9 protein-coding genes are annotated in these 11,326 nt (G+C 55.6%); 8 read left to right on the top strand and 1 reads right to left on the bottom strand.

Annotated features, from left to right (window positions below):
* Positions 1-70 precede the first annotated feature (70 nt).
* The 8 genes from trmD (at position 71) to M0974_RS19840 (ending at position 11,205) form a co-directional block, all read left to right on the top strand.
* Positions 71-823 carry a tRNA (guanosine(37)-N1)-methyltransferase TrmD gene (trmD, locus tag M0974_RS19805; RefSeq protein WP_297840575.1) on the top strand — a complete coding sequence of 251 codons (753 nt, stop codon included), beginning with the start codon at positions 71-73 and terminating at the stop codon, positions 821-823.
* A 43-nt stretch (positions 824-866) separates the two neighbouring features.
* Positions 867-1,217 carry a 50S ribosomal protein L19 gene (rplS, locus tag M0974_RS19810; protein WP_296248607.1) on the top strand — a complete coding sequence of 117 codons (351 nt, stop codon included), beginning with the start codon at positions 867-869 and terminating at the stop codon, positions 1,215-1,217.
* Positions 1,218-1,322: 105 nt separating this feature from the next.
* On the top strand, positions 1,323-2,219 hold the full coding sequence (gene xerD / locus M0974_RS19815; RefSeq protein WP_297840578.1) for a site-specific tyrosine recombinase XerD: 897 nt from the start codon (positions 1,323-1,325) through the stop codon (positions 2,217-2,219).
* A 272-nt stretch (positions 2,220-2,491) separates the two neighbouring features.
* Positions 2,492-3,232, top strand: a complete 741-nt coding sequence (gene dsbC, locus M0974_RS19820) for a bifunctional protein-disulfide isomerase/oxidoreductase DsbC (protein ID WP_297840581.1) — start codon at positions 2,492-2,494, stop codon at positions 3,230-3,232.
* A 140-nt stretch (positions 3,233-3,372) separates the two neighbouring features.
* Positions 3,373-4,677: a homoserine dehydrogenase gene (locus tag M0974_RS19825; RefSeq protein ID WP_297840584.1), complete on the top strand. Its 1,305-nt coding sequence runs from the start codon at positions 3,373-3,375 to the stop codon at positions 4,675-4,677.
* A 49-nt stretch (positions 4,678-4,726) separates the two neighbouring features.
* On the top strand, positions 4,727-6,151 hold the full coding sequence (gene thrC / locus M0974_RS19830; RefSeq protein WP_297840587.1) for a threonine synthase: 1,425 nt from the start codon (positions 4,727-4,729) through the stop codon (positions 6,149-6,151).
* 152 nt (positions 6,152-6,303) lie between these two features.
* On the top strand, positions 6,304-9,864 hold the full coding sequence (locus tag M0974_RS19835; protein ID WP_297840594.1) for a transporter substrate-binding domain-containing protein: 3,561 nt from the start codon (positions 6,304-6,306) through the stop codon (positions 9,862-9,864).
* 84 nt (positions 9,865-9,948) lie between these two features.
* Positions 9,949-11,205: an EAL domain-containing protein gene (locus M0974_RS19840; protein WP_297840591.1), complete on the top strand. Its 1,257-nt coding sequence runs from the start codon at positions 9,949-9,951 to the stop codon at positions 11,203-11,205.
* On the opposite strand, the gene M0974_RS19845 is transcribed toward M0974_RS19840, so the two are convergent.
* Positions 11,174-11,326, bottom strand: a 153-nt coding sequence (locus M0974_RS19845) for a LuxR C-terminal-related transcriptional regulator (RefSeq protein WP_297840597.1), incomplete at its 5' end; no start/stop codon positions are given. The genes M0974_RS19840 and M0974_RS19845 overlap by 32 nt on opposite strands.

The following is an 11,326-nucleotide window of genomic DNA, read 5'->3' on the forward strand; positions in this document are numbered from 1 at the left end:
AGTGTGTGTTGGCAGTTGACCTTGGTGCCGGCGAGATGAAGGTGGAATGGGATGCGGACTTCTAAGCGACATGGCTAGCCTACGCGTAGAAGTGATCAGTCTGTTCCCTGAGATGTTTTCCGCTATCAGCGACTACGGCATTACCAGCCGTGCGGTGAAACAAGGGCTGCTACAGCTGACTTGTTGGAATCCGCGGGACTACACCACTGATCGTCACCACACTGTTGATGATCGCCCTTTTGGCGGTGGTCCGGGCATGGTGATGAAGATCAAGCCTCTGGAAGATGCTCTGGTTCAGGCCAAGCAGGCAGCAGGGGAAGCGGCGAAGGTTATTTACCTGTCGCCACAAGGCCGCCAACTGAATCAGTCGGCGGTACGCGAACTGGCGCAAGGGGAGGCTTTTATCCTCATCGCAGGTCGTTATGAAGGCATTGACGAGCGTTTCATTGAAGCTCATGTCGATGAAGAGTGGTCGATTGGTGACTATGTACTTTCCGGTGGCGAGCTGCCGGCGATGGTCCTGATAGATGCGGTTACACGGCTGCTGCCTGGAGCTTTAGGGCATGCGGACTCTGCGGAGGAAGATTCCTTCACAGATGGTCTGCTGGATTGCCCGCATTACACCCGACCGGAGGTGTATGCGGATCAGCGTGTTCCTGACGTGTTGCTAAGTGGCAATCACGCACATATCCGGCGTTGGCGTTTACAGCAGTCCCTTGGGCGGACCTATGAACGACGACCCGATCTTCTGGAAAGCCGCTCGCTTTCTGGAGAAGAGAAAAAGCTGCTGGCGGAATATATCCGCGAGCGGGACGATAGTTAACGTATCGATGGTAGATCCTGATGATCTGCCTTAGGAGCACAGCATGACTAACAAAATCATTCTGCAACTCGAAGCTGAGCAGATGACTAAAGAGATCCCTCCCTTTGCCCCGGGCGACACTGTTGTCGTTCAGGTGAAAGTGAAGGAAGGCGACCGTTCGCGTCTGCAAGCGTTCGAAGGCGTAGTAATTGCCAAGCGTAACCGTGGTGTGAACAGTGCTTTCACTGTTCGTAAAATCTCCAACGGTGTTGGCGTTGAGCGTACTTTCCAGACCTACAGCCCGCAAATCGACAGCATGGCAGTGAAACGTCGCGGTGACGTTCGCAAAGCCAAACTGTACTACCTGCGTGACCTGTCCGGTAAAGCAGCTCGCATCAAAGAAAAACTGTCCTGATTTCAGTTTTTCACGATGTAAAGAAAGCAGCCTAAGGGCTGCTTTTTTGTTGCCCGGATTTCGTGGGAAACTCCCGATGTACTCTTAGTAAATACTCGGAAAAACATGCCTGCTATCGACCACCCTTTGATCGACCAATTTCTAGACGCCTTGTGGCTGGAAAAAGGCCTGTCGGATAATACTCGCGACGCTTATCGCAGTGACTTGGCGTTGTTCAATGGCTGGCTGCAAGAGCAGGGTGTCGAGCTGGAGAAGGTCGGTCGTGAGTTGATTCTGGATCACCTGGCCTGGCGCCTGGAAAAAGCCTATAAGCCAAGGTCGACCGCACGATTCCTTTCCGGGGTTCGGGGCTTCTATCGTTACTTATTGCGCGAAAAACTAATTCTGATTGATCCCACGTTGCAAGTTGATATGCCCCAGCTGGGCAGGCCGCTGCCTAAGTCGCTGTCCGAGGCGGATGTCGAAGCATTATTGGCGGCGCCAGACCTGAGCGAGGCAATCGGCCAGCGTGATCGTGCCATGCTTGAAGTGCTATACGCCTGTGGTCTGCGTGTCACCGAGCTGATCAGCTTGACCCTAGAACAGGTCAATTTGCGCCAGGGCGTTCTGCGCGTCATGGGTAAAGGCAGCAAAGAGCGTTTAGTACCCATGGGCGAAGAGGCGATTGTCTGGATTGAGCGTTACATGCGTGATGCCCGCTCGGAAATGCTTAACGGCCGTCCTAGCGATGTGCTGTTCCCCAGTTTGCGCGGGGAGCAAATGACCCGGCAGACGTTTTGGCACCGGATCAAGCACCACGCCATGGTTGCCGGTATCGGAAAGTCGTTGTCACCGCATACCCTGCGGCACGCTTTCGCCACTCATTTGCTCAATCACGGTGCTGATCTGCGGGTGGTGCAAATGTTGTTGGGGCACAGTGATTTGTCGACCACACAGATTTACACCCATGTCGCCCGGGCAAGGTTGCAAGAAATGCACGCCAAGCACCATCCTCGGGGCTAAATGATGTTGGATGTGAAGCCCATTCCCGAATAAATTCGGTCCCACAGTGTGTCAGTTCAAAACCGTGGGACCGAATTCATTCGGGAAGGCTTCTTGTCAGACGCAAAAACAGCGGTGATTTTTCGACCGGTCTTACATCAGCCGAAGTCGGCCTCTCAGCCCTAATGTGATAGGCTTTGCCGGTTAGCAACTTGGGCATTACTAAAACGCCTTTGGTCCTCCATGACCACCGTTATTAGCAACCCCCATAGCCCATTGCCCAAGGAGTCCCCATGCGCGTGACCCAGATTTTTGCCGCTGCCGCCATCGTGCTGGCCAGCTCGCTAAGTATGTTTGCCCAGGCTGACGATGCCGCCGATAAAGCCATTCGTAAAACGCTCGCCACCTTGAAGCTCGACGTGCCAATCGAGACCATCGTGGCCAGCCCACTGAACGACCTGTATGAAGTCAAACTTCAGGGCGGGCGCGTGCTGTATGCCAGTGCTGACGGCCAGTTCGTGATGCAGGGTTATTTGTTTCAGATGAAGGATGGTAAACCGGTCAACCTGACCGAGAAAACCGAACGTCTGGCTATCTCGAAGACGATCAATGGCATCCCTATGGCTGAGATGGTGGTTTACCCGGCCATCGGCGAAACCAAATCGCATATCACCGTGTTCACCGACACCACGTGCCCGTATTGCCACAAACTGCATGCTGAAGTACCAGAGTTGAATCGCCTGGGTATCGAAGTCCGTTATCTGGCGTTCCCGCGTCAGGGCTTGGATTCGCCGGGTGATGAACAACTGCAAGCGGTCTGGTGTTCCGCAGACAAGAAAAGCGCCATGGACCGTATGGTCGCTGGCAAGAAAATCGATGCGCCAAAATGCGCCAATCCTGTGACCAAGCAATATGCAATGGGCCAGTCAATTGGTGTGAATGGCACGCCGGCCATCGTTTTGGCTGACGGTCAGATCATTCCGGGTTATCAGCCAGCACCGCAAGTTGCCAAGCTGGCATTGAGCGCTGAGTAATCCTGCTTCGCCAACGTTAACCTTTGACGATTATGGGCGTGCGGGCTCAACCGCCGCTTCGCTAAATAGAGAGCCACCTCATTGCAGGTGGCGTTTTTCACGGCCGGCCCTCGCGTCGGCCGTTTTATGGGGAGTTCATAGTGAAACCGGTCAAAGTAGGCATCTGTGGGCTAGGTACTGTCGGTGGCGGCACCTTTAACGTGCTTAAACGTAACGCTGAGGAAATCGCTCGCCGTGCCGGGCGGGACATAGAAGTTGCGCAAATTGCCGTGCGTACGCCAAACCCCAACTGCCAAATTGCCGGTACCCCTACGACCACCGACGTTTTCGCAGTGGCGACCAACCCTGAGATCGACATCGTCATCGAGCTGATTGGCGGCTACACCGTCGCTCGTGAACTGGTGCTCAAGGCCATTGAAAACGGCAAGCATGTGGTCACTGCCAACAAGGCGCTGATCGCCGTGCACGGCAATGAGATTTTCGCCAAGGCCCGTGAGAAGGGCGTTATCGTTGCGTTCGAAGCCGCTGTGGCTGGCGGTATTCCGGTAATCAAGGCGATTCGGGAAGGCTTGTCAGCCAACCGCATCAACTGGGTAGCCGGGATTATCAACGGCACGGGTAACTTCATCCTTACCGAAATGCGTGAGAAGGGCCGTACCTTTCCTGACGTACTGGCCGAAGCTCAGGCGCTGGGCTATGCCGAAGCCGACCCGACTTTCGATGTTGAAGGCATTGATGCTGCACACAAGCTGACGATTCTCGCGTCGATCGCTTTTGGCATTCCGTTGCAATTCGACAAGGCCTACACCGAAGGCATCACCAAGCTGACCACTGCTGATGTGAACTACGCCGAAGCGTTGGGCTATCGCATCAAGCACTTGGGCGTGGCACGTAGCACCGCTGCGGGCATCGAGTTGCGTGTTCACCCGACACTGATTCCTGCCGATCGCCTGATCGCCAACGTGAATGGCGTAATGAACGCGGTCATGGTCAATGGTGATGCAGCAGGTTCGACCCTGTTCTACGGCGCTGGGGCTGGCATGGAGCCTACGGCTTCGTCGGTTATCGCTGACCTGGTCGATGTGGTTCGTGCCATGACCTCCGATCCAGAGAACCGTGTGCCACACCTGGCGTTCCAGCCGGACTCGCTGTCTGCGCACCCGATCCTGCCGATCGAAGCCTGTGAAAGTGCGTATTACCTGCGCATCCAGGCCAAGGACCATCCGGGCGTGTTGGCTCAGGTGGCGAGCATTCTGTCGGAACGTGGCATCAACATCGAATCGATCATGCAGAAGGAAGTCGAAGAACACGACGGCCTGGTGCCTATGATTCTGGTGACCCACAGCGTGGTAGAAAAGCGAATGAACGATGCCATTGAGGCCCTGGAAGCGTTGCAGGACGTGGTTGGACCAGTGATTCGTATCCGCGTAGAACATTTAAATTGAGTAGCGGCAAGCTTCAAGCTTGCAGCCCTAGACCGAAGGTTTGATTCCCATGCGCTACATCAGTACCCGCGGCCAAGCGCCCGCGCTGAACTTTGAAGACGTGCTGCTCACTGGTCTCGCCAGCGATGGCGGCCTGTATGTGCCAGAAAACCTGCCGCGTTTTACTCAGGAAGAGATTGCTTCCTGGGCCGGCCTGCCGTATCACGAGTTGGCTTTCCGGGTTATGCGGCCGTTTGTCACCGGCAGCATTCCTGATGCCGATTTCAAAAAGATTCTCGAAGAAACCTATTCGTCAGGCGAAAACGGCGTGTTTGCTCACAGCGGTATTGCACCGTTGCGCCCGCTGAATGGCAACGAATGGGTGCTTGAACTTTTCCACGGCCCGACCTTGGCATTCAAAGACTTTGCTTTGCAACTGCTGGGGCGTTTGCTCGACTACGTGCTGGCCAAGCGTGGTGAGCGCGTCGTAATTCTGGGCGCAACCTCGGGTGATACCGGCTCGGCGGCCATCGAAGGGTGCCGTCGTTGCGACAACGTCGATATCTTCATCCTGCACCCGAACAACCGCGTCTCGGAAGTTCAGCGTCGCCAGATGACGACGATTGCCGGCGAGAACATTCACAACATTGCCATTGAAGGCAACTTCGATGATTGCCAGGAAATGGTCAAGGCCAGTTTCGCCGATCAGGATTTCCTGAAAGGTACGCGTCTGGTAGCGGTCAACTCGATCAACTGGGCGCGCATCATGGCCCAGATCGTTTACTACTTTCACGCCGCGCTGCAGCTTGGCGGGCCGGCACGCTCCGTAGCGTTCTCGGTGCCGACGGGTAACTTCGGCGATATCTTCGCTGGGTATTTGGCACGCAACATGGGCTTGCCGATCAGCCAGTTGATCGTTGCAACCAACCGTAACGACATTCTGCACCGGTTCATGAGCGGCAATCAGTACACCAAGGACACCCTGCACGCGACCTTGTCACCGTCCATGGACATCATGGTTTCGTCGAACTTCGAGCGCTTACTGTTCGATATGCATGGGCGTAACGGCTCAGCGATCGCCGGCCTGATGGACACCTTCAAGCAGAGCGGTGCATTCAGTGTCGATGCCGAACGCTGGACCGAAACCCGCAAGCTGTTCGACTCACTGGCGGTCAGCGACGAAGAGACATGCGAGACAATTGCCGAGGTGTTTGCAAGCACCGGTGAAGTGCTCGATCCGCACACCGCGATTGGCGTAAAAGCGGCTCGCGACTGCCGTCGCAGCCTGGACACGCCAATGGTTATTCTGGGGACCGCACACCCGGTCAAGTTCCCAGAGGCGGTGGATAAAGCCGGTGTAGGAAAAGCGCTTGAGCTGCCTGCACATTTGTCTGATTTGTTTGAACGCAAAGAGAAGTGCACCGTGTTGCCGAACGACCTCAAAGCCGTACAGGCTTTTGTCAGCCAGCACGGCAACCGCGGCAAGCCTCTCTAGCTGTATCGTCGTGTAACAACATAAGGCCCGCCGTTCGGCGGGCTTTCTTATTTTAGCGTGCCACACTTGCGGGGTATTTGGATCCATAGGGAATGGAGCAAGCGGTGAACGAAGTCAGTCTGTACGGCACAAATGCCGCCCTTAAAAACGTGATGCGCGTAGCCCTGCTGTCGTCGCTGCTATGCCTCTTTCAAACAGCGTTTGCCGCGCAAAGCTTGCCGTTCAGGCTCGTGCCGCCCTTTGTCAGCCTGACCCCGCTGACGTTAGACTCCCAACAAAGACAATGGCTCGACCAGCATCACCCATTGCGGGTAGGCATCTCGATTGCCGATTACGAACCGATCGACATCACCAGTGATCGCAATCGTTATCAGGGCATTAGCGCCGATTACCTGAGTTTGATCGGCGCCAAGCTCTCGGTGCCGATCCAAATAGTCGGGTTTGCTCGACGCAACGAGGCGGTTGACGCGTTGCGTAACGGCACCCTCGACGTACTGACCAGCGCCAATGGTTTTGAGCGCGGTGTGGCAGGTCTGGCGTTCTCTGCGAACTACTTGCCGGACCGTTCGGTAATCGTCGGGCGTAGCAACGATGTCACGCTGCCGTCGGGCTTGAAAGGCAAGAAAGTCGTGCTGCTTGATGGCTACGCTGACGCACAAGTAGTGCATCGGGTTTACCCCGACAGTGACGTAATCCTGGCCCCGAACCTGCAGAGCGCTTTTGAGGCATTGAGCCAAGGCGAAGTTGATGCTTTTATCGGCAACGAAGTCATTGTGCGCGCCTATACGGCATTGCGGCCGTACATGGGGTTGCAGATCAAGTTTGAAAGCGCATTGCCCCCCGTAGGGTTTTCCTTTGCTACCCGCGAGGAAGACAGCGCGCTGGCCGCAATGATCAACCTCGCATTGCAGGACCTTAATGATTCGGTTCGACGTGAAGTGCTCGGTCGCTGGACCACTGGCCTGGGCGCTGATGTTGGCCGACAACGAATCAAACTAAGCACTGCCGAGCAGGGCTGGATTCGCAAGCATTCCCGAGTCACGGTGGTTTCCGGGCAACATCCACCGTATCTCTACAAAGATCAAAACGGTCAATGGATCGGTCTAAACGTGGATGTGCTTGAGCGTATTTCACGCATGACCGGTTTGCAGTTCGTTCACAGAGAAGTGTCGTCAACCAAAGAAAGTATGGAGTTGCTGCGCAGCGGTCAGGCCGACATGAGCACGACCATGGCAGAGAACAGCGAGCGCAAAAAATTTCTCGATTTCACCTACTCATTTGGCGGCAGCAATTGGGTCTTTGTTGTGCGTGACAAGGATGTGTCGGGGGTCAGTCTGAAGAGCCTGTCGGGGCGTAAGCTTGCGATTCCTGCCAAACATGCAATGGAAGACTATCTCCGTAAAAATTACCCCGAGATCAAGATTCTCTCAGTAACAACCTACGCACAAGCCCGGCAGCGGGTAGTAGACGGTCGGGCCGATGCAACCATCCAGAGCGAGGCGGGCGCTCACATGTTTCCGCATGACGGTTTGAAAGTTGGGCGCAGTGTCGAGGGGCAATGGTCGTCAGATCGTTTCTCCGTACTCAATACGGAGCCCGAGCTGCTCAGCATCCTGAACAAGGCGCTCGAAGAGTTTCCTGTGGCTGACCTCCGGGCAATACGCATCAAATGGTTGGGTGCTGTCATCAGCCAACCGCCAGTTTGGAAGCGCATCCCGGAATGGGTTTACTGGACGCTGGTCGCTGCGCTGATGCTGGGATTGATTTCATTGATTTGGAACAGCCGGTTGAAGAACCAGATCCGTCAGCGGCTCAGGGCGGAAGAGCAACTGAGCGACCAGTTGGCATTCAAGCGCGCGCTGCTCGACGGCATCCCCAACCCCATCTACGTGCGTGACCTCCACGGTCGCCTGATTTCGTGCAACCGCAGCTATGAAGAGAGCTTTGGCGTCAGTTTCGAACAAATGAGCGGGCGTCGGTTGATTGATGTCGATTTGATCCCGCGCTTGAGTGCCCAACAGATGCACGCTGACTACTTGCGATTGCTGGAAACCCAGCAGCCGATTTTTGCTGATCGACGCATGGAATTGTTCGGTCGTTTGATCGACGCTTATCAATGGACCGTGCCGTTCTACAGTGCTGATGGTGAACTGCAGGGGTTGCTGGGTGGCTGGATTGATATCACCCAACGTAAACAACTGGAGGTCCAGCTTACTGAAGCTCGGCAGCAGGCCGAACAAGCCAGCGAAGCTAAAAGTGCGTTTCTGGCGACCATGAGCCATGAAATCCGTACACCGATGAGCGCGGTTATTGGCTTGCTTGAACTTGAACGTGAACAGGCAGTGCTCCGGGGCGAAACGCCCTCTCAAGGACTTGATGTCGCTTATCAGTCGGCAGTGGAGTTGATTGAGCTGATCGGCGACAGTCTGGACCTGACCAAAATCGAATCCGGGAGCATGCAGCTGGCGCTGGCGGTCACGCCTTTGCGGAAGTTTTTCGACGGCATATATCGATTGTTCAAGGCCTGCGCAACGGACAAGGGCCTTGAACTGCGACTGGAGTTCGCGCAGGAGGCTGAGGGCGATTACTGGCTTGACCCGATGCGCTTGCGCCAAGTTATGCACAACCTGTTGGGCAACGCCTTGAAATTTACCCACGAAGGCGGGGTGTCAATACAGGTCGATGTTTGTGGTGATCCGCATCGACCTTGCCTGCGGATCAGCGTACAGGACACCGGTATCGGCATTGACGCCGAACAGCAAGATCAGATGTTCCAGCCTTTTGCTCAGGCAAGCGATCACACCGCTGCCAACTATGGTGGTACCGGGCTCGGTTTGAGTATTTGCAAGCAATTGATTGAGTTGATGGGGGGACGCGTCAGCGTTGAAAGTGAGCCCGGAGTGGGTACGTGTGTGACGGTCGAGGTGGGCTTGGCCCGTGTGACCCCTGTGCGCGATAACACCAGTAATGCCGTTGAAGTCCCGTTCGCGAGCCGCTCGCTGAAGCTGTTGGTGGTCGACGACTTATCAGCCAATCGATTGGTGCTGACTCGGCAGTTAGAGTTCCTGGGGCATGATGTGGTAGCGGTCAGCAGTGCCCGCGCGGCCTTGCAGCAGTGGGAAAAAGGTGATTTTGATGCGGTTCTTACCGACTGCAACATGCCAGGCATGAGTGGTTACGCGCTGACTGAGACTATTCGCCGGATTGAACTAGACGAGCAACGTCGCGCGTGTCCAATCATCGGCTGTACAGCCAATGCCTTGAGTGGCGAGCGCGACCGCTGCGAGCAGTCAGGCATGAATCAATTATTGGTCAAACCAGTGGCTTTGAATCGGCTGGCGCAAGTACTGGCGGAGATTGCACCGCTGCGTTCATTCGACATCGACACGCTTCGGCAGATGACCCAAGCCAACGACACACAGATGCAGCGTTTGTTGTCTGAACTCTGGAAAAATTTGCGAGAGGAGAGCGAGATCCTCCAACCCTCGGTCAGTGCATTGGACTGGCCGGTACTCAGTGCTTCACTGCACCGTTTGAAGGGTGTGGCCTGTCTGATTGATGCCGTGCCGTTAGCCAAGGCCTGCGCTAGCCTCGACGGCAGCGTACGTGAGCAGGCCCGCGCAATGTTGCCGCCGCAATGGCAAACGGTGAACGCTGCCATTGATCAGTTGCGCATGGATATCAAGTCTCACCTGTCGGAGCCGGCAGTTTAGGACGTGTCTTATTGGGTGCAGATAGCGAGGTCTTTAAAGTACAGACACCGTGGCTAAAACGGCTTCGAATCGGGAGGTAAAACCGTGCGCTCACTGACTGTACTGATACTTGAAGACAACGCTTTTCAACTGATGGCGCTCCATCAGATGCTCAACGCCAATCAGGTGTTCAATGTCATGACCGCGCACAGTGTTGCCAGCGCTAAGCAATCGCTGGCCAATCGTGGTCCTGTCGATATCGCCATTTGTGACCTGCAAATGGAGGGTCCGGATGGACTGGAGATGATCCGCTATCTGGCTGAAAATCAGCAGGCTGGCGCGATCGTCATCCTCAGCAGCAGCGACCGAAGCGTACTTGATGGGGTTGCACATTTGGCCCGGCAGCAGGGGATGTGGGTGCTGGGAAGTTTGAAAAAACCCACGTCGGCCGTGGCGCTTCGTGAATTGCTGGAGTTGTACTGTGCCGGATCGGGCCGGGTGATCCAACCCCTTTCACCTGCGTCAGACGCAGTATTGTTTTCGCTGGAGGAGCTGCATCAATTGGCCCCAGGTCAGTGCATTGGCGAGAATCGGGTCTTCGAACAATGGATCGCACACTACCAACCGAAAGTCAGCTTGAGTGGCGACTTGCTCGGCGTAGAAGCGCTGGTGCGCTGGCAACACCCACGCCATGGCCTATTGGCGCCCGGTAGTTTTATGGCTGCCGTTGAGCAGGCTGGGTTAAGCGTGCCGCTGACCTGGCGGATGCTGGAGCTGGCATTAACGTTGTCATCCCAGATGATGCAAGCGAGTGGAGAACCACTGCCAGTTGCCGTCAATGTTGTTCCAGCAATGCTCAGTGAGGCTTATTTTGCCGATGGCGTCCTGGCACTTCTGGCGCATTTCGATTTACCGGCCAATATCCTCACCCTTGAAATTGTCGAGAGCTCTGCGCTGCAGACCTCCACTGCGCAGATGGAAAGCTTGCTGCGCTTACGCATGCAGGGCTGCAAATTGTCTATAGATGACTTCGGTACCGGCGCTTCGAATATTCAACGGCTGCTGCAATTGCCATTTTCCGAGCTGAAGATTCCAGCGGAATTTATCCGTGGCATGGCCGAAGATGGACGCAAGGCCGCTGTGGTAGCGGGCGCCTGCATGATGGCGCACAGGATGGAAATGAACGTCGTGGTCGAGGGCGTGGAAACAGTCGGTGACTATGAGGCGGTCAGCGCGCTGGGCCAGCCGGCGGTGCAAGGGTATTTCATTGCCAAACCGATGAGCGAGGCTGAATTGTTAAGCTGGATAGCCGAGCACACGCAGGCCGGTTTCACGTTAGCCCGTGTTCCTGCAAGTAAATAAACAGACCTGCATCATTGCTCAGGCCCAGTTTGCGCATGGCACTGACCTTTTGCGCGCTGACCGTTTGCTTGCTGCGGTTGAGGTACGTGGCTATTTCCCCCACCGAGCGACCGGCGGCCAA

This window comes from Pseudomonas sp. (genome assembly GCF_026224925.1).
Taxonomy (GTDB): Bacteria; Pseudomonadota; Gammaproteobacteria; order Pseudomonadales; family Pseudomonadaceae; genus Aquipseudomonas.

Coding starts and splice junctions, on each gene's coding strand:
- xerD (WP_297840578.1), top strand. CDS start 1,323: ATGCCTGCTATCGACCACCCTTTGATCGACCAATTTCTAGACGCCTTG.
- M0974_RS19835 (WP_297840594.1), top strand. CDS start 6,304: ATGCGCGTAGCCCTGCTGTCGTCGCTGCTATGCCTCTTTCAAACAGCG.
- rplS (WP_296248607.1), top strand. CDS start 867: ATGACTAACAAAATCATTCTGCAACTCGAAGCTGAGCAGATGACTAAA.
- thrC (WP_297840587.1), top strand. CDS start 4,727: ATGCGCTACATCAGTACCCGCGGCCAAGCGCCCGCGCTGAACTTTGAA.
- trmD (WP_297840575.1), top strand. CDS start 71: ATGGCTAGCCTACGCGTAGAAGTGATCAGTCTGTTCCCTGAGATGTTT.
- dsbC (WP_297840581.1), top strand. CDS start 2,492: ATGCGCGTGACCCAGATTTTTGCCGCTGCCGCCATCGTGCTGGCCAGC.